11 protein-coding genes and 2 pseudogenes are annotated in these 23,170 nt (G+C 41.4%); 1 reads left to right on the top strand and 12 read right to left on the bottom strand.

Translation table 11 applies throughout. From position 1 onward, the window contains the following. Window positions 1–104 precede the first annotated feature (104 nt). From KQP79_RS05420 to KQP79_RS05400, 5 genes are all read right to left on the bottom strand, one after another. Window positions 105–1,094: a glycoside hydrolase family 43 protein gene (locus KQP79_RS05420; RefSeq protein ID WP_004307743.1), complete on the bottom strand. Its 990-nt coding sequence runs from the start codon at window positions 1,092–1,094 to the stop codon at window positions 105–107. A gap of 44 nt (window positions 1,095–1,138) precedes the next feature. After that, entirely contained in the window at window positions 1,139–2,764 is a 1,626-nt protein-coding gene (locus tag KQP79_RS05415; protein WP_061447938.1) for a DUF1735 domain-containing protein, read from the bottom strand. Between the two features lie 12 nt (window positions 2,765–2,776). After that, window positions 2,777–3,187: a hypothetical protein gene (locus KQP79_RS05410; RefSeq protein ID WP_004307741.1), complete on the bottom strand. Its 411-nt coding sequence runs from the start codon at window positions 3,185–3,187 to the stop codon at window positions 2,777–2,779. A gap of 21 nt (window positions 3,188–3,208) precedes the next feature. Next, window positions 3,209–4,867: a hypothetical protein gene (locus tag KQP79_RS05405; protein ID WP_004307740.1), complete on the bottom strand. Its 1,659-nt coding sequence runs from the start codon at window positions 4,865–4,867 to the stop codon at window positions 3,209–3,211. Between the two features lie 113 nt (window positions 4,868–4,980). After that, complete coding sequence (locus KQP79_RS05400; protein WP_004307739.1) at window positions 4,981–6,507, bottom strand: sulfatase-like hydrolase/transferase; 1,527 nt, start codon at window positions 6,505–6,507, stop codon at window positions 4,981–4,983. 837 nt (window positions 6,508–7,344) lie between these two features. On the opposite strand from KQP79_RS05400, the pseudogene KQP79_RS05395 reads away from it, so the two are divergent. Further along, a pseudogene (locus KQP79_RS05395) lies at window positions 7,345–7,980 on the top strand (transposase); the annotation flags it as partial. 43 nt (window positions 7,981–8,023) lie between these two features. Here the strand turns inward: KQP79_RS05395 and KQP79_RS05390 are convergent. The 7 genes and pseudogenes from KQP79_RS05390 to KQP79_RS05360 form a co-directional block, all read right to left on the bottom strand. After that, window positions 8,024–8,649: pseudogene (locus tag KQP79_RS05390) on the bottom strand (glycoside hydrolase family 3 N-terminal domain-containing protein); the annotation flags it as partial. A 454-nt stretch (window positions 8,650–9,103) separates the two neighbouring features. Continuing rightward, a complete protein-coding gene (locus tag KQP79_RS05385; RefSeq protein WP_008646838.1) occupies window positions 9,104–10,660 on the bottom strand; it encodes an endo-1,4-beta-xylanase in 1,557 nt (518 codons plus the stop codon). A gap of 97 nt (window positions 10,661–10,757) precedes the next feature. After that, window positions 10,758–13,844, bottom strand: coding sequence for a glycoside hydrolase family 2 TIM barrel-domain containing protein (locus KQP79_RS05380; RefSeq protein ID WP_008646840.1), 3,087 nt, complete (start codon window positions 13,842–13,844; stop codon window positions 10,758–10,760). Window positions 13,845–13,859: 15 nt separating this feature from the next. Next, on the bottom strand, window positions 13,860–16,322 hold the full coding sequence (locus tag KQP79_RS05375) for a hypothetical protein (RefSeq protein ID WP_008646842.1): 2,463 nt from the start codon (window positions 16,320–16,322) through the stop codon (window positions 13,860–13,862). 133 nt (window positions 16,323–16,455) lie between these two features. Next, a complete protein-coding gene (locus tag KQP79_RS05370; protein WP_134978715.1) occupies window positions 16,456–17,985 on the bottom strand; it encodes a hypothetical protein in 1,530 nt (509 codons plus the stop codon). Window positions 17,986–17,998: 13 nt separating this feature from the next. Beyond that, the gene (locus KQP79_RS05365; protein ID WP_008646846.1) at window positions 17,999–19,729 is read right to left on the bottom strand and encodes a RagB/SusD family nutrient uptake outer membrane protein; all 1,731 of its coding nucleotides are present in this window, start codon (window positions 19,727–19,729) and stop codon (window positions 17,999–18,001) included. An 11-nt stretch (window positions 19,730–19,740) separates the two neighbouring features. Next, a complete protein-coding gene (locus KQP79_RS05360) occupies window positions 19,741–23,121 on the bottom strand; it encodes a TonB-dependent receptor (RefSeq protein WP_008646848.1) in 3,381 nt (1,126 codons plus the stop codon). Between the last annotated feature and the right edge of the window lie 49 nt (window positions 23,122–23,170).

The raw sequence follows: 23,170 nt of genomic DNA, 5'->3' as shown, positions 1-23,170 counted from the left end.
CATAGCACAAATTAAGCGGGAAAATCTTCAAATGAAAGGGAAGAATCTCCTTAAAACCCGTACAAATGTGCAAAATAGATTTCTCTACTACATTTCTGAACAAATCACTTCCACATTGGCTTTATGACATGCTCTTTGTCTACGGTGATGTTGTATACGCCGTCATTTCCTTTCTTCAGGATGAGCGGAACAATACGTGTTTTACGAGGGGACACGGTGGAATCTGAACGATGAACGTGGTAAACATAGTAATATTTTCCATCCAGCCCTTTAAATACATCTCCATGTCCTGATCCGTTTTCTCCTACGAGACTGCGATGAATGATCGGACTGTTCGGATGCTTTTTCCACGGACCGAAAGGGGAAGAAGCAGTGGCATAACCTACCGAATAGTCGATATTCATAAAATGATTGGCAGAATAGAAGAGGTAATATACCCCGTCCCACTTCATAACAGTCGGTCCTTCCATCACCGGTGCAGACTTATAGTTCGGAGTCTTTTCCCAAGGCTCCGTACAGTCCATACATTGTTTCAATGTTTCCGGTTTGATACTTCCTTTCTTTATGTCAAACTCGGCTACCCAAAGGTAATTACCTTTATTAAAGCGGACATGATATAGGTAGTACTTCCCATCATCATCCTTAAATAGGAAAGAGTCTATATTCTTAGCGGAAGCGTCTATCGGCTTGACTTCCTTCTGCCGGAAAGGTCCGAATACCGATTTTGAGGAAGCAATTACTGTTTGCTCATTAGCGGTATAAGTGAAATAATAAGTTCTTTTATCCTTAAAGTATTGAGGTGCCCAGAAGCCTTTTTCACCATACGTTCGATCTCCTTTCCGCAGAATCAGTTGCAGGGAACTGCCATCAGGCACTGTCCAATGCTCCAGATCGGTCGATTCGAGGATAGCAAAGCCCTGTGGTTCCTGATTGCGTGTGCCGGTGAGGTAATACTTTCCGTTTTCCACATAAATTGTAGGATCGGCATAAGTGATCTCCTTCTCATTAACCGAATCAGCCCGTACCCCAGTGACAGACAAACCAATGATTCCTAATGCGAGAATAAGTCTTTTTGTCATTTTATGTTTTTTCATACCTATTTTATTCTATATCTGATCTTTATCTCATCTACAAAATTTCAATCTAACATCCAAACCAAACCGGGTTTCTCCCCTGCGAGATTCCATATTGATTCATCCCAGGAAAGAGCCTTGGCAGCATCTATCGGGGTGCTCATCGTAGAAAGACCATTGTAACGGTCGGCACCAAAGTTTTGTGCTGCGTAGTTGGGTATTTGTTCATCTACGATAGCAGGCGTATTGGCAGAAAAACGACATTCCATATTCGGATTCGCATAGCAATTATTAGCCTCATTTTTGTTAAAGCGTCCGCAAATTCTTCCCGACTTAGGTGCACCGTTAGAGAATAATTTCCGGTTCCAAGCCACACAATGTGTTACGGTGATTCCTGTCGCCTTGTTAGCAAATCCCAGAATACCGCCTACCTGATTTTGAGCGGAAATCTCGCAATCGGAATAACAATAAGAGATCACAGCTGTCGGACTAGGATCTACAAATCCGGCAATACCACCCGCAGGATTCGCCACTTTCATCGGGAAAGCTTGTGCAAGACCTGAAGAATAACACTGCGTAACGATAGAATATAACATACGTCCAACGATGCCTCCTACACATGATTCAGTCACAATATCCCCAGTGGAAGAGCATTGAGAGATCGTTGCTCCGCCTCTCGTTTCCCCACAAATACCGCCGGCGCACCATACGGCAGTAATATCCGTTGCCGATGTACACTGATGAATTTTACTATCTGCACCATGAAGTCTTGCACAGATACCACCAGCCTGACCGTTATCCCAGGCAGTCGCTCCCGTTCCCGAAGTTAAAGAAATCGTACCGGATACCCGAACATTCTCCACAATACCCGGAGAAGTAGCAGCTCCCACCTGTCCGGCAAGGATGCCTGCCATCTTTGTATTGGCTGTAATCTGCGCATTTTCAAAGTTTATATTGGAACACTTACCAACCAACAATCCAAAGAATCCCTGATTAACAGAAGAGGAAGTATTTACTTTCAGATTACGAATCGTATGTCCGCCTCCATCCAATACAAGTTGTTTGGAAACCGAAGTCTCTATCGGTTGCCAGTCTACACCTTGCAAATCAATATCATTCTCTATCTTGGCATAGATCGTCTTACCATCTTTGAGTTTCTCTCCGAGAGTTATCAAGTCGTTCGTTGTCGCCACGGTATAAGGGTTGTCGATTTCTCCCTGTTTCTGTTGCAGGAAGAAAGTCATTGTACTTTTCTCTTGATTGACTGCAAGATCGTCGGAAACCAGTTTCAAACCGAGAACGTATTTCTTTGATCCGTCAAGCGTACCTAAATCATGGAAGCGCAAATTTACCATACGCAGGACATCGTCCCCCTTAAAATTAAAATTACTCCCATCCAGATCATAATATTCCACAGGTAAGAGGTGATATTCTTCACCAAACTCTTTGGCATCGACAACAGCCAATTTCGCCTTTGCTTCTTTTTCGCAATGGCTTTTCTCCACCATAATGTTATATTGGTATTCCGGCTCATCCAGATATAAATCATATTTGCCTGTCTGATAAAGCGACAAGGTAATATTGGAATAGGTAACTTCAGCCTTTTCCGGCTGTGTCAGATCCATGACTTCATCACATGATATCAACGAAAACACCATTAATGACGCTACAATAGGAATGTATCTTTTCATAATATCTTTCTTTTAATTATTAAAAACAGGGATTACTATACCGACGTTATCTCCTGACAACCAAACTTTATCTCCATCTATACGAACTACTTCCATCTCCATCCCTTCTTTGAGGAAAGAAACTCCTTGGAATGAGAATTCAGTCTTTATCTTTTGACCAACAGCCGTGGGCTTCCCGTCAAACTTCACATGAATGTATTTGCTTTGATCCGAATTTTGCAGGCGATAAGTCAACCGTTTAGGATTAATTGCAGCCTGAAGTTGTTCCTGCTCTGTAAAAGTACAAATTCCATCCAAACTATAAAACCCAACTTCGGTATATCCTGTTATATTCTTCTTATCAACCCCGTTTTCGGCATATTCCGTCTCCGCACAAGAGGTGAAAGTCAACAAACATACCAACACTACATATATTACTTTCATAAGCGAATAAATTTAAGATAATTACTTTCTAATAGTTGTCGACAATATTTCTACCGATCCATCCTTATAAGTCACTTCAGCGGTAAGTATTTGTCCGTTCAGGTTCTTATTCACTATATTGATTTCCTGTCCATCCAGCTTTACTTTATAAGATGAGACATCATCCGGCAAATTTAATAGTTGTACCAACATATATCCATCCACTTGTTGATATTTCAACAAAGGAAACTTTCCTGTTACAGACTTGGTCTTAACATCATCCTTCCACAACACGGCATCATCCGATTTCAGCAATGCTACATGATAAGTCGTTCCGGGAGCAAGATTTTCAACCAATGTATAGTCATTCTCCGAATCAAGCGATCGACGCACCACCTCTGTTCCCTCCTCATCTGTTACTGACAATATACCTGTTTTATCGGCTCCATTACCCCAACTTATGAACAATTCCCGTTGTCCTCCGACAAGGCTGGAAACTGCCAATCCATCCCGGGCAGCAATAAAATCAGGATATAACAATGGATTGGGATTGTAGAATCCGTCTGCATCCAGTCCTAAATAACGGGAAAAATAAATTCCTCCAAGTTCCCACATTTCAGTCTTCGCATCGTAAACAGCTCTCGCTCCACCGGGAACCACACTAAAACGTCCGGTAATGGCATACGTATCATATTTCTTGAATACTTCATAAAAAGTCTTATACCAATTCTTCGGATACCAGGAATAACTCTCAAAAAGGCTCTTGAACTCGGTTGCACTCACCGGTGTACCGGCGTTAGCTTTTTCGGCTATCAGATTAAGGTATTCGTAAATTTTCATCCCGGCCGTATAACCATGCTTGGTTCCCCATTCTCCCAGTGCATCCGCCACATGAGGATTTAAAGCACGCACCATAGAGAATTCCGTGCAAATCAGTTTCTTTGTTACACCATATTTATCGCGGATAATACGGAAATCATCTTCCGCCTGGTTGATTTTCAATGCGTGAACGTGCAAGTCGAGCCCTACAACATTAGGATTGTTATTAACCACAGAGACTACTGCAGGTACCGTTTCGCTCTTCGGCAACTCGGAAACACGGTTCAATGCTCCGGCATAAATATCAAATGTCCAGCCATTAGCCTGTTTCCAGGTAGTCAGCCGATTGGCAAACTCATTCAGAAATGCCCGATAATCTTCACCATCCGCATGACAGAGATCGGTATCCAATGCATTCTCCCATTCCGGCTCGTTACCCATGACAAGTATTTCAATATTCTTCGCCATATCATAGGTTTTCAGTAATATTTCCGTTGCCTGAAATATGTACTCCATCTCCTTAGTTCCTACTTTGGGAACCGTATCGGTATATAATTCAAAAGGTATTTTCAGACTCAAGATGAATTTCACACGGTCGCCCAACGCTTTCTTGGCCTGAATAAATTTCAATGTAGGAATATGTGTCCTGATGGCATTTTCTTTCACACCAACAATCTTCCCGTTTTCATTCTGAAGAAACAGATTGGGGATATTGACAAATCCTCTCACCCAACTCACTTTCGACTGTTTCAACATCTCTATTTCCGTAATCGGGTAATCTATATTTTCATTATAGTTCGCCCCCAAATCCTGCGCCTTTGTTCCCATCGAACATAAGAACAGCAATACAAACATTAAAAAAGCTTTCATTTTCATATACATACTTCAAGGTTAATTGTCCGACATCGAACAGAACAAAGGTAAAGAAATAAATCCCGGTAGAATAGAACGATTGTTTTATCAACGGGATTTATGTTCAGAATAAACATTTGACCTTATTTTAATGGTTCTTCTTCTACTTCGCTGCGATAATAACCGTCCACTTCAGCAAAGAAATTCTGCTTCAGGGAGTCCAGAAGTTCGGGCCGTTGTGCCGCCATATTCTGTTGTTGAGTCCGGTCGGCTTTTACATTAAATAATCCGTATTCACCCAGATTACCCAATTCATTTCCGGTCAGGTTTCGTTCGGAACCTTTATAAGGAGGCATCATAATCCAGTCGCCCGAACGATAAGCCATACGTCCTTGCGCTTCCAGCACTACATCCTTGCGGGCAGTCTGCTCTTTTCCGAAGAAAGCATCCAGATAGTTCCGACTATCCAAACCTTCCGGCAAATCGGCATGTATCATCGAACCCAGAGAAGCGAGAATATCTACCTGACAAACCAGTGCATCGGATACGACCGGCTGAATCTTTCCTTTCCAATAAACAAACAGAGGAATATGCGTACCACCGTCGAACAAACTATATTTACCTCCGCGCAGACCTCCTGCAGGAAGATGATCGCCTGCCAGTTCGGGAGCACCGTCTTTGTAACCGTCATTCAGAACCGGCCCGTTATCGCTGGAGAAGATAATCAGTGTCTTTTCCAACAAGCCTTCTTTCTTCAAGTGGGCAAGCAGTTCGCCGACACACCAGTCTGCCTCAACGATGGCATCGCCACGAGACCCCATCGTTGTTTTGCCCACAAATCGCTGGTGGGGAGCACGAGGTACGTGAGGTTCGTGTAAGCCATAATACAGGAAGAAAGGAGCACCTTTGTGTTCAGTAACAAAGTTCTTTACCTTATCTACAAAATAGTCGGCCATATCCTCGTCTTTCCAACGGGCTTTCTGTCCGCCTTTCATATATCCGATACGGGGAATTCCGTTTACTATAGAGTTATTGTGTCCGTGTGCCCACTGCATTTTCAGCATCTCCGGATGAGAGATGGCAGTCGGTTCGCCTTCAAAATTATGCTCGTAACTTACTTCGATGGGGTCAGCCGGATCGAGTCCTACTACATCGCCGTTTTCCACGTAAACCGTCGGGACACGGTCGTTGGTTGCTGCAATCAGGCAAGAATAGTCGAAACCGATTTCTTTGGCACCCGGTTTGACGGTTTCGTTCCAGTTGACATTGCCGTCTCCCATCCCCAAGTGCCACTTTCCGATAGCTCCGGTCACATAACCGCATTGCTGCATCATCTTCGGCAAGGTAAACTGATTTTCATTAATGATAAGAGGAGCATCTCCCGGCAGGATTTTTGCATCCTTATTTTTCCACGGATACATTCCGGTCATCAAAGCGTAACGACTGGGAGTGGAAGTTGCCGAAGTGGCATATCCGTTCATGAAACAAACTCCGCCATGAGCCAGACTGTCGATATTCGGAGTATGAATCGTAGTAGAGCCGTAAGCGCTGACATCACCAAATCCCAGATCATCGGCAAGAATCACAATCACATTCGGCTTTTCTTCTACGCGCTGTGAGGTACAACCTACTAAAGACAACGTAGGAACTAGATAGATTATCTTTTTCATAATATTATGTAGTTAATAACGATGCAAATTTAGCCACCACTTATTTATTTATGTAGAACAAATGTTTAATAATGGGGAGAAATGTCCATCCTGCAACTATTCCAGAGAAATAAGGTATGAAAATGCGTGTGATGAATTAACTCGAAATGATAGCATAGGCCTGTCAATGTTCTACTTTTAATATTCTACAGGAAAATAGCCAGTTAGAAAGTAGCAAACTAGAAAATAAACTGTATAAATAAACGCATGAGCATACAAAAAACAGTCTAATATTGCATAAAGCCAAACAAGATATACATCTTTCTCTATTCAGGAACCGTTCATTGCCTTAAAACCAACGAAGTGTTCCTCGGTGTGCATCGACTTGTTCCTCACCGAGGAAGCTATCGTTCCCCGGTGAAGAAGATAAAAATGGACTATTAAGAAATATTTTCTCCCTAGTTTATCATAATATATTGGAAAAGAGAAAATAATAAAATGATTGGTTATTCAGGTATCTACTCTCCAAATAACAAAAAGAATCAAGAATCTATCACAATTCGATTAGTATATTCTCAAAACAGCGAAAATAGAGAATCACGTAATTACAAATGCATGGCATTTTCCGGCTTTTCTTTACCAAACTGCGATTTATGTCCTTCTCCGATGATTAAATATTCCTTTTTTAAGAATCATCGTTTTTTAAGGGAGGCTATATAGTTTGGAATAGAGGTTGTGCTTAACAATAAAAACTGTAATAGTATACACAATAGTTCGTTAAGTTTTGAATTAACAAATAAAAAGTAGGTCAAGTCCTACCGATTCATTATATTAAGGTTTTCGACATCTTTAATAATCATGAATCTGAACGAACTTGACCAATATTTGGAGCTAATAAATAGTGTGCTGCTTAAATCGGCGGTAAAGATAAACAAATGGCGTGAGAAGTTTATGCTTGAAGTGTTACTTTTACATTTGATTATCCCGGGTCGGATTAATTTCCTTCAACTGGGTCGTTATGGTCGCTTTGGTGAACAACGCTATCGTCAGCAGTTTGGTCGCAGGTTCGACTGGCTGTCCTTTAATGCCAACTTGGCAGGATCTCAGATAGGTAATCGTGTTGCGATTGCTTTCGATCCGAGCTATATCAGCAAATCGGGTAAATGTACTCCCTACCTTGGGCGTTTTTGGTCGGGTTGTGCCAGGATGGCTAAACGTTGTTTGGAAATCTCCGGCATTGGTCTCATTGATATGGACCTTCATACCTGCTTCCATTTGGAGGCTGTTCAAACACCACCGGCAAAAACACTGGAGCAAGTCAAATACACATTAATAGACTGGTATTTACATGTGCTACGTACCCGCAAAGAAAGACTTCTGCGACTGACAAACTATGTGGTTGCGGATGCCTACTTCTCCAAATCCACATTTGTAGATGGTGTACTTGAAATGGGATTTCATGTAATCAGTCGATTTAGAGATGATGCCTATTTCCGGTATCTCACCACAGAACAGCCTACAGGTAAAAGAGGGAGACTGCCATCGACCCAATCAAAGCAATCCTACCTTTCTTCTTCAAAGGAAGAAGATTATCCGTATTTTTCAGTAGAACAAACGTTTCGACAGCAATCTCTCGTGCCACAGCACGATGAGCGGTCGTATACAGCTCGTTTTCACCACGCAACGTATCACAATATTTATATGGGTCGACAAACAAGCCCAATTTATACTTTGTTTCCAGCACACGCCTACACGCAGCATTAATCTGTTCTTCTGCCACTTTTCCTTCCGCTATAGACTCTTCCAACGTATTCAGGAAACCACAGGAAACCATATCCATATCCGTACCCGCCAGCAAAGCACGCGCAGCGGCTTCTTTCAAAGGAGCAACTCCGTGGGCATCCATCTTGCCCAACGCATAATAATCTGTCATCAATAATCCTCGAAATCCCACTCATTTCGAAGCAAATCAGTCAGCAACCATCTGTTGGCAGTAGCCGGGATAGCATCCACAACATTAAAGGAACTCATAATACTGCCTGCACCTGCATCAACAGCGGCACGATAGGGAGCAAGGTATTCATTATACATACGCAAACGGCTCATATCAACCGTATTATAATCACGCCCTGATTCACTTGCACCATAAAGAGCAAAATGTTTCGGTTCTTCTTCAAATTTGGTGGTAGTTTTTTCTTCGTTCATTTGGCAAATTCAGTTAGTGCCTATATTTTCTTATGGAAGTGAGTCGAGGAGCAAAATGATCATCAATATCGCCCATATATTTGCCATTTATCCCGAATGTGCCTCGAAGTGCATACCGATTCAAATGGGGGGGGGGGGTACTAAAGTATAATGCTCTTGGATACCATCGTCAAAAGTAAGGCTCACTGCGGCTTGGAGATCACCCCAAAAATCGGCTACACTTACAGTTTGTGACTTGATAGAAAAAGAAAAAAGATTGTCATGCAGAGAAACTGCTTATTTCTTGTTACCAAGTACTCCGTTCTACAATCTGACATAACACTGATAGTTTTTGTTTTTTATGATTAGATACGAATCAGTAGTTAAAAGTTAGGTTTCGATTTACATTTAACTACCAATTCACATTAATGATTTACTTTAAATAATATTCTTTAGTTAGGACATTACCAGACTCGTCAATCCATGAAATAACATAATTTCCTCTGAAACCACGAAATTTTATTTGTCTACAGCTGTCAACTTTTATCACTCCTTTAGTCTTCCACTCGTGATTGATCAATTCATTCAAAGCATGATACGCTTGTTTGGGTATCATGTCTTTGGTGAATAGCCCGGAAACACCGGTCTCATCCACTGCTCCACATCCGTCGACTACGTTCCACCATGTGATGCCCATCATTGGCTCAAGGCTAAACCACAGTCGATACAAATTCCGGGTAATTACAGCCTGTATTTTCTGTCCACGTTTATTGTTGTTAGGAGAAGTGATGGTTATTTCACTCAAATGAACAGGCAGTCCTGTCGCTGCCAAACGATTTATGACACTTCTCACTTGTTGAGGAGACTGAATATGTTTACCCGCAGCAATATCCAAGCATTGTTGTGGGTCGAACAAATGCATTTGAGAACCAATTACATCAATTTTGGCTCCCCGTTTTATTAAATCCCTAACTTGGGAAGCATATTCCGGTCCTGTCCAATAATCATTTATATTTAGTTGCACCCCATCCGGGAAAAGTGATGAAGCTTGTTTGAAACTGTTATAAGTATAGTCCCCCGGCATAATGCCATAACGGGAACTCAAACAAAGCTTACTATTTGGATGCATCTTACCTTTAGCATAATCTACCGCACTCTCATTCACGACATCCCAACTGCCGATACGCCCGCCATAATGTCTGGCAATTTCCTGCATACGTTTCTTAAACAGTTCTTCTAATTTTCTGGAGAACCGCGGTAATTTGGTTTGTAATTCATCTGGAGATATTTTTTGATAATTATCATTGTATTTCTCCTCTCCAAAATAATAATCATCAGATTCGACGTATGCAGTCACGAGCTTGTTAAATTCTTCACGTTCCTTTCCTGTTAAATATTTTTTAAGTATCCAATTGGGGAAATGTGCTTTCCGAAGTCCCCAGACTAACGGATGTCCATGGATTGCTATCCCTTTGGCGATACAAAAATCGACAATAGGATCTGTAGCCGGACGTCGCCAATGTGGTTTTGATTTAGGGTCACCCTGTTGGTTCCAATATATTTCTGTATCCCAATACTCTTCTTTGAACCGCAATCGATCCGGCTCTGTTTCAAACGCTTTCCAATAAAAAGGAATAGTAGCTCGATTAAACAAAATACCAAACAAATCTTTGTATTTCTGATTATGCTCTTCCGTTCCTAACTGATTGAAGTTAAATATACTGGCTCCGAATATGAAATCATGTGACACTTGTTCGATTTTCACTTCTGTTCCCTCGTTTACTTCCGGCAATTCAATTGTGGCGTTCGCTTTTCGATATTCTTCTATATCTCTATCTATACACGCTTGAACACTGTCATTCCAGATTTCCCAATATAAATCACTCATTATTTTCTCTTTATCTTCGCTGGCATTTTTAGGAAAATCACTTTGTGCATATATACCTGGCAGGAAGAATAAAAAGAAGACAAACAAAATAAAATTTTTCATTATTGCTTACATATTATGTTAATTAAGAGCATAGGCTCGGCTGCCTTTATGCTCTTAAAATAGTATTGATTATCATTAATTATATTGTCCGTTCATCCTAAAAGGCATTATCCACAGGAGTAAGAACAAATGAGAATTCATAATCCATATATTTTACATGATATTGTGACAACGGCCACCCACCCCAGCTGTTTACACATCCTAATCCCATTTGTATTTTATCAATACAAAGATTAGTCAGGTCGGCCTTTCTCACCTCGGGGAAATGCCTTTGGTCTTTACTCCATCCATCATCTAAAGACTCTATCGTATAATGAAGGGCAGAGGCCGAGAACGGAGCCCCGGCTACAATTTGCAAACCTCGTCCTGCTACATTTAGTTGCTTCCACCAACGAATGTCTGTTTTTGTCCCGGTTTCTTGCGGACGAATATAAGGATAAGGCTGCTCTGTAACACATTGATGATAGATTCCCAAGTCACTACTATGATTCCGGTCACAATAATTTTCAATAGGACCACGGCCATAATATTCAATCATTTCAAAATCTTCCGGCATTTGCATTTGCATACCAAAACGAAATAATGGTGGAGTCTTACTTTGCGGATTGACCGACATCCTTTGTGATACCTTTAAAGCTCCCTGATTATTGATGACATAAGTAAGATTTAGTCGGGCAGAGACATTCTTCATCTCGTAATCGGCATATATCATTACCTGCTCATTTCTTGTTTCCCATTTCAAAGAATCAAGCTTTATACCAGGGTTCTTCCATACTGAAAGTTTGCGATGTAGATTAGCTCCCATATCGTTGTCAGTAGGGGCACGCCAAAAGTTAGGGGTTAATGCAGCACCCTCATCCATCAATTCCAGACCTGCTACTTCATAACGAGTCAGATACCCTGTATGTTTGCTGAACTCCAAATGAAAGTTGTCACCGTTTATATGCAGATAATTCCTGTCGTTATCCCGGATTTGTGGAACTTCAATTATTGTATTGACAGTCTCTACATTTTTCAATTCCAGAGCAGGAGCCTTATATGCATTCAGTACAAGCTGATCTTTAGCGACAATATGTCCGGCCGGAAGCAGACCTTCCCGTTTCTTCAAACGATAAGCCACATTGAGTAACCGTTCTCCACATTTACTATCGCCTAAGTCCAATGTGACTTTTGCTTTCTGTCCGGGAGCGACATTCAATGTTTCTACAAATCCTGTACGCACAGTTTCGCCATCCGCCAATACAGCCCATTCCATATAATAGGCAGAGAGGTCTCGAAAGAAGTTTTCGTTATGAATGTTGATTTCACCTTTGGTTACATTGCTTAGAGTAGTCCATATGTTTTGATAAAAATACCCGACTTCATGCATGTGAGGATTAGGCGCACGATCAGGGCTGACCAAGCCATTGTCACAGAAATTATTATCTGAAGCATCGTATTTGCTAAAGTCACCCCCATAGCCATAAATACCCTCTCCTTCTTTGTTTTTCCAATGGCAGGACTGATCTGCAAAATCCCATATAAATCCACCTTGTAAATGAGGGTGTTTACGGATAAGTTCCCAATATTCTTTAAACCCTCCCATTGAATTACCCATGGCATGAGCATATTCACACTGAATCATCGGTTTTAGCAAACCACTACGTTTAGCGTATTTTTCCATTTGAGCATAATCTGCATACATCGGGCAATACACATCTGTAAATTCATTTCCGTCTGCTTGTTCGTATTGCACGGGACGACTTGTGTCTTCCGCCTTTATCCAACGATACGCAGCTTCAAAATTCGGTCCGAAACCCGCTTCGTTTCCTAATGACCAGAAGATGATACAAGGATGATTAAATCCACGTTGTACATTGCGTTGGTTTCTTTCTAAATGAGCCTTCTTATAGTCCGCACGTTTGGCTAATGTTCCATTTCCTCTATAATCCATCCCATGGGACTCTATATTAGCCTCAGCCACTACATAAAGCCCGTATTTATCACACAAATCGTACCATAAATTTGCATCCGGATAATGACAGGTACGTACAGCATTAATATTAAATTTCTTCATTATCTGTATATCCTGTATCATTCGTTCCTGTGACACCACAGCCCCGTCGTCCGGGTCTAATTCGTGACGATTGACCCCCTTGAATAATACCGGCTTGCCATTGATCAAAATCTGCCCGTTCTTCTGTTCTATTTTGCGGAAACCGACTTTCACGGGGATCACTTCATTATTCTCTTGCAAAGTCGCAAGCAACGTATAGAGATAAGGCGTTTCTGCTGTCCATTTCCGAGGATTCTCTACATTCATTACAACAGTATTGCTTCCTTTTACTATTCCCTTTGCTACAGTCCGTCCGGCTATATCTTGTAAATCCAGATTAACGGTACCATTGCCCTTCAGGCTGATTGACACATGCAAAGCGCCGTCCTCATAGTTACTATCCAAATCCGGAGTCACACGAATGTCATTAATACGTTTCTTGTTGCGGGCGTACAGATAGCAATCGCGCCCTACACCGCTATAGCGGAAAAAATCCTGGTCTTCCAGATACGATCCGTCACACCAGCGGAATACTTGAAAGGCAATCAGATTCTTTTGTCCAGGTTTGAGGAAAGGAGTAAGGTCGAATTCCGCTTCCAGCTTACTGTCTTCACTATATCCTACATACTTTCCATTTACCCATAAATACATATTAGAAGTGACAGAACCGAAATGAGCGATGATGTCTTTTCCTTTCCAAGAAGTTGGAATAATGAATTCACGGCGATAGGAACCTATATGATTATTCTCAACAGGCAATTGCGGAGGGTTGTTTTGAAACTGGTTCCGCCAGGCATAACCGTGATTAACATAAATCGGGACTCCGTAGCCGTTCAGTTCCCATACTCCAGGTACTTTTAACTCCTGCCAGCCCTTGTCGTTAAAGTCCGTTTTCCAAAAGTCGACAGGACGAGAAGTTGCATCTTTTACCCAGTTGAATTTCCAAAGTCCATTCAAACTCATATAATTAACAGACTTCTCTTTATGACCTAGTAAAGCTGTTTCCTCTGATTCGTATGCAAAATAATTGGTATGCATAAACGTTCGGTTAACAGCGTTTACTTCCGGATTCTGCCATTCGTCAAATGTTTGGGCGTTAGCATTAATTATTCCCAATGTAAATAGACCTATAATATAATTTTTATTCATTACTGTATTTCCATTTTATTTATATTCGAGCCATGTCGTTGCAACACATTTACTATCTGTCCTGAATCTAATCCAGCGTGCCTGGACAGCTGGAGGGAAATGGTGTATGAATGACTCACCGGGCGCAATATCAAAATGCTTGTACTCCATCCAATGACCATCCCCTGTCGGGTCCATTTCTACGTAAAATCTGACCGGTTGGAAAGATTTGTGAGAAATATTCAGAATACGCTCATCATAAAATCCTATCAAGTAGGGATCGGAATACTCGTCTGCCTCAATTTGTGCATCTACCCATGGTCCACCGCTTCCCACCGGTTTTCCCAGCTCCCACAGGTCGTCAATGGTTCCAGCCCAAAGCGTGAGTTTTTTATCGTCAGACACCACCATGCGTTTATTGCCGCAATCATTGGCATTCATACCTGACAGAATCAATAAGCCACGATAAGAAGCATAGTCGTTAATTCGTAATTTGTGGGAAGATATCGGTCGGATTTTTGCAAAGCCGTCCGCATTTTCAGCTGGTAATTCATAAAATGTGCCATGGCAATTGAACAAGTCACGTTCTGTTGCCACTTCCCGACAAATTCTCAATTTGTTTTGCTTTGTCAGAGTGGTAAACTCATTCTTGCCCAACGGCAATCTCCAGCGACGTTCCTTGTCATCTATAATCAGGACGGATCCGTCTGATACAACCATTTCTCCGGCATTTATTTCAAAATTTCTTCGGATATATTCTACAGTCTTTATGTCATTTTTATTTTCCAGTTTCATGTCTCCAGAAAGTTCATAGTATTTTTCCCCTTCTGACGTTCTCGCTAAAATGCCCAGGCAACGACGATTATCACCCAGGCAATATAACGTCCCTTCCGAAACGGGCTTTTCGTTCACTCGGGTGATGCCCTCAAAAATGGCAGCGGAAGATATAGTTCTTTTCTCGTTCATCGCAAAAACAAAAGTGGCGCTTATAACAGACGTCTTATCTGTAGATATACGAATCCACTCTCCTTTATCTTTCGGAGTAAAAGTTACTAAAGAAGAGCTCTTCGGGTCTATACTCTTAGAGCATAACACAGTCCACTGTCCATTTCCTTGCACATCTACCTCAAAAGTCAGGCAAACTTTATCTTTGCTATCATTACGAACCCATACACATCTGTTATCCCAACCATTAAACAAAAACGGATCACTCGTTTGTCCGGCAACTACAGTGTCGTTCATCCAAACAGAACCGGATGCATTTGTAGGCCCCAATTGATCAATACGTTCCGGTGAGACAAACCACAAATTGGAATTAGACTGACCGGGACCACCAATATTTCCTTTTATCTTTCGCTTGTTCAAAAAATCTTTCTGTGCCGTATCGTCACATCCGAACACAATACGGTCATGCCAACGAGTAAAATCACCGACTACTTTCAAGTAAGATGAACGCGGGAATATCCCGGACGTATTATTTATACAAAATGTTTCGGGAAAATGCCAAAACATACCATGCATTGTCATCAAATAATCCGGATTATCCTTTGTTCCTATATTCCGGATACGTGGCCATTCTGTGTTCCAGCCGTGTGCACCGTCATAAGAATTGCTTGCTTTAGGAAGCCGAAAGAATCTCCATTCTCCTTTTTCCCGTAGAGCAAGAAGTAATGATTTATAATCCCAGCCTGTAGCCCAAACCGGATCTGTTTCCGGATGTGGATTACCGTAAATTCCACCTGGGCCTGTTACTTCTGTAAACTGATTACGGCGTATTACTTTCCAGTCTTTTCCGTTCCATTCCGCCAAACATCCTGCAGGTATGTTAAATTTCTCCAGTGCTTCGTGGGTTGCTTCTCCGTTGTTAGAGAAAACCAATACTCCTTGTCCACTATACAACCCCTTACCATGTGCGCCGGGGAGCAAGTCATTAGTCGGATTAATATCTGTGTCATCATGCATTCCTCCGTTCACATCCGGATAAAGGGTATTCGCCTTTAGTGTATTTACATCTATTTCATAGAATCCTTCCTCCATAGTAGCGATATACACTTTCTCCGCCGGATTAGATAAATGACGTGCAACGCCGGTGTAACGGCCTTGCGCTTCTTTATATGAGATAACACGTACATTACGGTTACTGTCTATAGCGTAAGGACCTATAAAAAGTTGGTTGCTTTCGCTATGAATTAATCGGTTGGCAGAGGTCCCTCCCACACTTTCTGCACGTGCGCGAACTCCAAGTGTGTCTGTGATTTCATAAAGTTTGTCACTGGACCCCCATGGTAAATGAGGCCCGTAAGTAACAACCCATAACCTGTTTTGCCATGGAACGATTGCTCCTGTGCCACACTCTCCTTCATTATTATAATATGCAAGGTGCGGGTAAATCCCGCTATAACAGGGTTTGTGGGAGTCTGTCACGGAGTTCTGCGGACGGCAGGAAACAAGAACGACAAACAGCAACAACAGGTTGCCTTTGATAAGATATTTATTCATTACTATATTATTACATATTACAAAATCAAATGGTGGACATGTATATCCAGTGTGCTGAAACTATACATAACAATATACTGGACACATACATCCACCAAATCAAAAATAAAACCTATTAAAAACTATGATTGACCTATTCTTCTACCCAGAAATCAATACTCCACGGTTTCACCTTGGCCGAAAGGATAGAACTATCTGTTTGTCTTCCCAAATCCAAATTTACCCCTTCTTTATTATATCGGTGCCCATTAAAAGAACGTTCTTTATCCAAGGTAATTTTAAATTCAAACCATTCGTCAGAACGGTTGGTAACGGCTATTACATATTTACCATCCGGTTTTTTCCATGCCATAACGCGGTTATTACTCCGCTCCTCATCCTCCTTTATATTATATCGCCTTGAATCCCAAGGCATATATTTCAGGAAACCGGCAATAGCATTGTAGTTAGACCATTCATAAGTGAAATGCCCGTGCTTTAAATTGGGATAATCAAGTCCTCTGTTTTCAGCACTCGGACGGTAAACGCCCAAACCAAATCCTTCCCTGTCTATCTCACTTATCGGTTTCAACGCATGCAGCCAATACCATTTCGGCGACTGGATAAAAGTCATCCAATTCATAATGGATTGTGCTGTGTTTACCATTCGCCACTCACGTGTATAATCTTTAACTTGTTCTCTAAAGTATTCAAATTCATTCTGATAAATAGGCTTGCCCTGATTGTTTGCCAGATAATTCTCACGACGCTTCATCACATTGTCCGAGTTATCCCCTATACGGTGGTATACCCAAGCATCTACATATTGCAATAATTGTGGATTTTCCTTCCACAATTTCTCACCATACGTTCCCGCATTTCCACTATTGGTGTCATAGATTATCTCTATTGTATTATCTAATGCGCGAATCTTTGGAGCGGCCATTCCAAATACCTTCACCAATTGATCTTCGGTATAGTGGCAGTGTGGATAAGTGGGGTTAGAGTATTGTGATTCATTTTGCAACCCCCATGAAGAGATCTTAAATCCCTGTTCTTTCATGTATTTCGCGTCTTTAACCAAAGCATCGGTAAATTCCTCCAGAAAATTATCATCGTTGTAGTCCTTTAAGGTACCGTTATTCAGACTGTTGTTATTTTTCCAATAAGGAGCTGGAGACCAATACTCCATAGAGATTCCTTCCACACCGGCATCATTCATCAGTTGCAACAAGCTGTTTACTTGTCCGGGAAAACGTTCCTGAAAGTTTTTCCGGTCATCACTGATTCCTCTGAACCAAATTCCCATAGCTACACGCATGTAACGAAATCCGGACAGCATTTCCTTTGCCAAACGCGTACGTTCGGCCGGTGCTAAATCCCAAGGAACTCCGAATTCAGGGTCATCATTTTCATATCGTTCACTATAATTATCGGATTGAATTTCAAATCCCAATCCTTCAATTACCTGTCCGGGCTGGCTGGTTAGTAATTGATAGTTACCACTGGACATCTTTGAAGGAATTTCATCTTTCTTGTCCGGGTCGTCATTTTCATCAGAAGGCTGCTTCTCATGGTGATGGTAAGTTTTGTATTCCTCCTTGCTACAACTTGTCATTGCGTTAGGAAACAAGAATAGCCCTATTAGAAATACTAAGCGTGCAATCATTTGTCTTTTTTTCATGTCTCTTTGGCTGTTAATAGTTATCATTTTGTCCCAAATTCGGGTTTGTAATAATCTCCTGTGAGGGTATTGGCCAAAGATAATTCTTCGCTGTGTCAAAATTACGTTGAACAATTATCTTGATAAGCCCTTCATTGTACATAGGGGTGAAATCTGCAATTCCGTCTTCATCGATTTCTGGTGTATATGGGAAAAACCATTTATTTTTGTTGACAACTTTATTTATCAGTTCATCCTTGTCAAGCAACCCATAGTTTGGTAAATTCAAGACTTTCTCTGCCAGCTTCCATCGGATAATGTCCATATACCTTATACTACCTTCAAAAGCCAGCTCCATACGTCGCTCAATTCGTACTATTTGGCGCAACTTGTCCCGATCTTGGGTAGTGACTTTGGGGTATCCTGTTGCAGCCGCGTAGTCTTTTTTGTAAGCCCGAGCTCTAACCTGATTGATGGCATCCAACACAGACTGGTCAATGTCATTGGCCTCAATCTTCGCTTCGGCATAGGTCAGCAGCACTTCTCCATAACGAATAAACACAAAATCGGGGTCTACCTTGAATGTTCCGTCATTAATCCATAGTTCATCCACTCCTTTTTTCCTGAGCAAACCGTTGTAAGAAGCATATTGGCTTCCGGTTTTGCAATCAAGATTGGTAATTTCTTTTCCGGCAATAGCACTCCAGACCCTGCTGATGTTAGGATTAGGATTATATATTACACCTACATGTTCAGTTCCAAATTCTACGATTGTGGCAGTGCAGCGCGGATCGCGATTCTTGAAAGGATTTTGTGGGTCAAACAATGGTGATTCATCAATGGGAAGCCCGTCTGTACAAAGAAAAGAGCAGAATAGTTCCCAAGAGGGATATTCGGAAGCATATCCGCCACGGTTTCTAGGGCAATACGACATGGCTGCACCTACGTCCAAGTAGTTTTTTAGTTCTACCGAACGAGGCCAAGAAAGAATATTCTCCTTCGCATGGTGTGTAGAAGCTATAAACAACTCCTCGAAGTCCGGATGAAGTTCATATATCTGTAAATCCATACATTTTTTTGCTGCTTGTGCCGCAAGTTCCCAATCTTCATTATACAATGCGTAACGGGCTTTAATGGCATAAGCGGCTCCTTTGGTTGCAAATTCCCGTTGAGTGCCGTAAGTCTCGGGCAGATAATGCGCTGCTTCATCCAAATCTTTGTACACGTTTTCCATTACCTCTTCCCGATCAGTTCGCCCCATTTCAAACGCTTCATCAATACTGATCTCTTTGTCTATATAAACTACATCTCCGAAGAGAGAAGTAAGTATGGCATATTGGGTGGCACGGACAAAAAGAGTTTGTGCCCTGTACAATTGCTTTTTTTCTTCCGAGATGCCTACACTGTTTGCATCCTCAAGTTTTTCTAACAGAATATTGGCGCGTGCGATAGCCTTGTATCCATTCTGCCAACGTTTCTTTACCTGATCTGATTCTCCATTAATTGTTCCACCTGTTATAAAATTCAAACTGGCTCTAGACTGGTTATCATCACTCCACGGTGAATAATCTATTGTACTTTCATTTCCATTTAACGTGAAGAACACAGTACGATATAGCCCGCCGATAGAACGTTGGATTTCATCTTCCGAACTATACCAGGAATCTCTTGATCCTGTGTCCAACGGATCTAAATCTAAATTGGCACAACTGCTCCATAGACATACTGTTGTAAAGATAAAAAGAATATGATAAACCTTTTTCATATTATTCAGTTTTAAAATTTAATGTTAATACCTCCAAGTATGGATCTGGTAATAGGATAGAAATCTTTATTATCCGTACCACCGATTACGTCCGAACTGTTCTCCGGATCCCATCCTTTCGGATATTTGCTGAAGCACAGAATATCGTTGGCACTAAGATAGATGCGCAGACTCTTAATACTCAATTTCTCTGTCAAATGCTTGGGGACGGTATAACCGACAGTGATATTTTTCAAGCGGAAATAGGCGCCATTGAACAGCCAAAAATCGGACATTGCATAGTTGTGGCCTGATTGAGTGGATGTAAGGCGGGGGTACTTTGCTTCTGCATTTTGTTCGGGAGTATTGTAATTGCTCCAATATTTGCCATCAATCAGTCGGGGAATAGCACCGAAATTGTTACGCAACGGCTGAACCATTTCCGTTTTTTTGCATTGCAATTGTTTTCCTATTCCTTGCATGCTAATATTCAAATCAAAACCCTTGTAATCGGCATTTAAAGTGGCGCCATATAAAAAACGGGGTTGTGAATTACCCAATAATACTCTGTCTCTGTCCGGAGAGATCGGTGAATTATCGGTTGGATCGGCTTTCAGATACTTGATATCACCCGGTTTCACATTATTATTCATCACTGGAGTATTCGCAATTTCTTCCGATGTTTGGAAAATACCATCTGTACGATATCCGTACCATTCGTTGAAATAGCTACCCATTCTCTTTATTCGGTCTCCTAAAAATTGATTTCCCCCAAGGTAACCCATTTTAGAACGATAATCGCTTAGATTGGCAGATATTCCGTAATGAAAGTCATTGATATGATCATTCCAGCTCATTTCAATTTCAAAACCGGTTGTTTTCATCTTGCCGGTATTCTGTTGAGGGTTGTCATATCCTACATAATCCGGTATATCTACATCCAAAATCATATCCTTAGTTATCTTGTAGTAATAGTCTGCAGTCAACCGCAAACGTCCGTCCAATAAGGCTACATCAAGTCCTAATCCAAATGTTTTTGTTGTTTCCCATGATATATTGCGGATGGCGTATTGCCACTGTGCGGCAGTAAGATAGGAAGTAACATTATTACCTTCATAAAATAATTGGTCACTATAAGCCAGTAAAGGCAAATAAGGGTATTCTCCGACACGGTCATTACCCAACAAGCCATAAGACGCACGGAATTTCAGAAAAGACAGCGGTTTGATATGGAGATCCTTAAAGAATGGTTCTTCGCTGATGACCCACCCGCCGGATATGGAAGGAAAATATCCGATACGATGTTTCTTGTCGAAGCGGGAGGAACTGTCACTACGCAGGTTAGCCTGAAGCAAATACCGATTGTTATAATTATACATAATTCTACCGAAAGTAGATCGGTAAGCAGTGTGCTTGGCATTGCCATTATTGAACTGATAGTCACTTGAACCTCTGTCAAGATAGGGGTATTGTGTCAATTCAAAATGATCGCGGGAAGCCTTGAGGTCTTCCGTTTTATAGGTATTGTCTTCATACCCCAGAAGTAAAGTTAATGTGTGATTACCAAGCGTACAGTCATAATTGGCGAACAACTGTTTGGTAATGCTTTGCTTATTGCCTCTTGATTCACTTAGCTGTGTAGAACCATAGTCTGTAATGGCGCCAATCAGTTCATTCGGATTCTCTGCACTAAAGTATTCGATACGCTTTCTGAACTCCTTTGTACGTGAATCGTTATAAATGGGAGATAACACGGCTGATAATTTCAATCCCTTGACCGGAGTCAGATACAAAGCTATTTTCCCACTGACCTGATTGTAATACTCTTTTTTGTTACCGCCATAATGTAACTTTGCATAGGGATTATCTCCTGATTTTCCATCGGCTATACGTCCGTCGCTCCAAGTAGCGGCATAAACCTGAGGGAACAAGTTACTGGCATCCATAGGATCGTATGTTGGCTTGGTATAGCTGGATCTCTTTACACTGATATCAAATGCCGCAGAAATATATTTGTTGATTTTTATATCATTATTCATACGAACAGTGAAACGCTCATAATCACGGTTGTTGTACAAACCGTCAGCATAGTCATATCCGAAAGTGGCTTTGGTTCGTATATGTTCCGTTCCTCCTGCGATGCTGAAAGAGTGTGTCTGTTTGGTAGCTTTGTTCTTTAGCAAGACGTTTCTCCAATTCGTATTGGGATATTTGTCTGGATTTTCGCGGTTATACTCCATGTAATTATCTATCGTTGTAGCAGCGTATGTAGGATACTCGTCGCTTCCATTACCAGCATCGTTCCAACGTAGCTCATTAGTCATTTCCATGAAGCGTTGTACATCTACAAAATCCGGTCTGGCGGTAGGTTTATCTATCCCGAATTCATAAGAATATTCCAAAGAGAGTTGGTTAGTCTTGGCTCGTTTGGTTGTTACAATAATAACGCCTGAAGCAGCTCTGGAGCCATAAATAGCAGCTGAAGCAGCATCTTTCAGTGCAGTGATACTTTCCACGTCGTTGGGATTGATATCATTAATGTTATCGGCAGGCACACCATCCACTATCACCAATGGGCTGCTTTCGCCAATCGTAGTGATACCACGAATGCGTATCGCACTTTGTGCTCCAGGAGCATTGTTGGTACGAGTAACAGTGACTCCCGACATGGCACCTTGCAGTGCTGTAGACAACTGTGCAACCTTTCGATCGGTGATCCTGCTACCCATGACAGAACTTACAGAACCGGTCAAGTCCTTTTTCTGTGCTGTGCCGTACCCGATAACGACCACCTCGTCTAATCCTTGGGCTGCCTCTATCAAAATGACATCAATAACATTCTTATAATCATCCACTTTAACTTCCGTCGTCTCATATCCGATGAACTGATAAGATAGAACACTTCCGGCCGAAACTGTTATCATATAGTTTCCGTCCATGTCGGAGATCACTCCAGTCTTTCCGTCTTTATCGGCTATGGTTGCTCCAGCCATGGGTTCACCGTGTTTATCAGTGATACGTCCTTTGACTGTCTTTCTACTAACGGTCTTTTTGACTTTTTTCAAAATAACATAGTTTCGGTCAAACTCATACGTAATGTTGCTATGGGCAAAGAGCTTATTTAAAGTTTCTTTCATCGAAGCTTTCTTTAATGAGAGAGTAACAGTCTTGCTTACGTCAACTTCATTCTTGTTGTACAAGAAGCTATATTGGCTTTGCTTTTCAACCATGTTCAATACTTCCGAAATGGATGTGTCTTTCACTTGTAATGTGATTGTTTGCTTCTCCTGTGCCAATGCCGGCAGAGAAAAGCAGAGCAACATGATAACTGGAAAACAAAAAGTCGCCCACCACTGCTGAGCAGTTTTCTTCAGTTTATTCCAGTTTTTGCTGTTTAATAATTCTTTTGACATGTTTCTTTAAAGATTTAATTGTTAGCAAATTCTAATAATAAGATTAGTT

This window comes from Bacteroides sp. DH3716P, from assembly GCF_025914115.1.
Lineage (GTDB): Bacteria > Bacteroidota > Bacteroidia > Bacteroidales > Bacteroidaceae > Bacteroides > Bacteroides ovatus.
The sequence above is the reverse complement of the archived record's forward strand: the minus strand, read 5'-3'. Positions and strand labels throughout refer to the sequence as shown.

Excerpts from the sequence above, each read along its gene's own strand:
- KQP79_RS05375 (WP_008646842.1), bottom strand. The coding sequence starts at position 16,322 with ATGAATAAATATCTTATCAAAGGCAACCTGTTGTTGCTGTTTGTCGTT.
- KQP79_RS05405 (WP_004307740.1), bottom strand. The coding sequence starts at position 4,867 with ATGTATATGAAAATGAAAGCTTTTTTAATGTTTGTATTGCTGTTCTTA.
- KQP79_RS05410 (WP_004307741.1), bottom strand. The coding sequence starts at position 3,187 with ATGAAAGTAATATATGTAGTGTTGGTATGTTTGTTGACTTTCACCTCT.
- KQP79_RS05380 (WP_008646840.1), bottom strand. The coding sequence starts at position 13,844 with ATGAATAAAAATTATATTATAGGTCTATTTACATTGGGAATAATTAAT.
- KQP79_RS05370 (WP_134978715.1), bottom strand. The coding sequence starts at position 17,985 with ATGAAAAAAAGACAAATGATTGCACGCTTAGTATTTCTAATAGGGCTA.
- KQP79_RS05385 (WP_008646838.1), bottom strand. The coding sequence starts at position 10,660 with ATGAAAAATTTTATTTTGTTTGTCTTCTTTTTATTCTTCCTGCCAGGT.
- KQP79_RS05365 (WP_008646846.1), bottom strand. The coding sequence starts at position 19,729 with ATGAAAAAGGTTTATCATATTCTTTTTATCTTTACAACAGTATGTCTA.
- KQP79_RS05415 (WP_061447938.1), bottom strand. The coding sequence starts at position 2,764 with ATGAAAAGATACATTCCTATTGTAGCGTCATTAATGGTGTTTTCGTTG.
- KQP79_RS05360 (WP_008646848.1), bottom strand. The coding sequence starts at position 23,121 with ATGTCAAAAGAATTATTAAACAGCAAAAACTGGAATAAACTGAAGAAA.
- KQP79_RS05400 (WP_004307739.1), bottom strand. The coding sequence starts at position 6,507 with ATGAAAAAGATAATCTATCTAGTTCCTACGTTGTCTTTAGTAGGTTGT.
- KQP79_RS05420 (WP_004307743.1), bottom strand. The coding sequence starts at position 1,094 with ATGAAAAAACATAAAATGACAAAAAGACTTATTCTCGCATTAGGAATC.